Source organism: Roseburia sp. OM03-7AC (assembly GCF_003462625.1).
Classification (GTDB): domain Bacteria; phylum Bacillota; class Clostridia; order Lachnospirales; family Lachnospiraceae; genus Roseburia_C; species Roseburia_C amylophila.
Genome location: NZ_QTZJ01000028.1, coordinates 1 through 1,392, shown reverse-complemented (window position 1 = coordinate 1,392; position 1,392 = coordinate 1). Strand labels below are relative to the sequence as shown.

Annotated in this window: 2 protein-coding genes; both read left to right on the top strand. The window is 35.5% G+C overall.

The window, feature by feature from the left end; translation table 11 throughout:
- On the top strand, positions 1–603 hold a 603-nt coding region (locus DXB39_RS14850; RefSeq protein ID WP_199535147.1), incomplete at its 5' end, for a hypothetical protein.
- A 12-nt stretch (positions 604–615) separates the two neighbouring features.
- Positions 616–831: a hypothetical protein gene (locus tag DXB39_RS14595; RefSeq protein ID WP_055147993.1), complete on the top strand. Its 216-nt coding sequence runs from the start codon at positions 616–618 to the stop codon at positions 829–831.
- Positions 832–1,392 lie beyond the last annotated feature (561 nt).

Here is a 1,392-nt window from a genome sequence, read left to right as displayed (position 1 = left end):
GATGTGGGAACTGACGGTGGCGCAGTATTAAATGATGCGGATGTGGGTTCGGCTGTAAAGGGTGGTAGATATTTGAACTTAGGTAATATGTCATTTGAGGATGGAAAGCAATATTCATCGTGGAGTAAACTTAGAGAAGAGGGATTGTCACTTGAACAAGTAGAAAAAATAAAAGGCACACCAAAGGGACAGAAACCATTACCAGAAACTTATTTGAGTGAGGAATATATTAATAATCATCTAAATTCATTCAAGAAAAGTGGTGCGGTAAAAATAATGCCAAGTGAGCCATCAGGAACAATTGGTGGTAAAGGTGGTACATTTGTAATGTCTGGGGATGAACTAAGTGAAATAATTCGAAACGCAGATGGGGATGTGGCTAAAATAGAAAGTGTTTTGGGATTAGACAAAGGATATTTAGGAAGTAATCCTGTTATAGTGACAATTCAGGACACATCTAGTTTAAGACTTCCATCTGGCAATGAATTAGGTGCATGGCCGGAATACTGGGAACCAGGCGGCTATACAAGTGGTGGAATAAAAGAAGCAGTTATTAATCCGGCGAAAGAAGGAACATATACATATAAACATTTATTTGAATAGAGGTGCTTTAAAATGAAGTTAATTATAGAAGATGAGGGTATTAGTCTACTGGAAAACAAAGGGCAATATTATCTTCAGTATGATGCAGGAGCGCATATGATAAAGAAAAAAAGAATTGAAATTACAAATGAAGAGGCGGAGTTATGCCAATTAGATGTTGAAGAAATGTATAATCTTATTTTGCAATATCAAAATGATGGTGTATATGGTGAAGATGTAGTTGAATAAAATATATAAATTTAATTATGGTTATACTTTAGGACTCCAAAACCCTTAACTCAAAAAGCTATTTTACTCTCTGTCTGTTCACGAAGTGAATGACATACAGAGATTAATAATAGCTTTTTGTCATTTACCTAAAGGGGAAAGGACTCCTTATGGCGAAATTTGCCCTCAGGTATACAAAAGGATTTGTCTGACATTTTATTTCTAAGGTACTGTAAAACATTGATTTTACTGACTTGTTTCAAGTTGGTGTTTTCATTCTTACACAGAACTATTGTTTGATGAAATCAAAATGACACACAGAATATGGACTCTATGCTGGAGTTTATAAGGTCTATTTTGATAGCAAGAACAGGAAGTCCTGCTATATCAGTAACTAATTATCAGGCTGATAAAATTAGATACCAATGTTTATGCATCCAAGGTACATTCTTTTTCAACGGTATCCGGTGAGGTAGAAGGAAAACAGCTTACAGTTCCGGATTTAAATGTATCAATGGATGCTATGACAGCGTACCGGGCAGGCTTTTCACAGTTAATTGGTCTGATGAGTTATTATCAGAG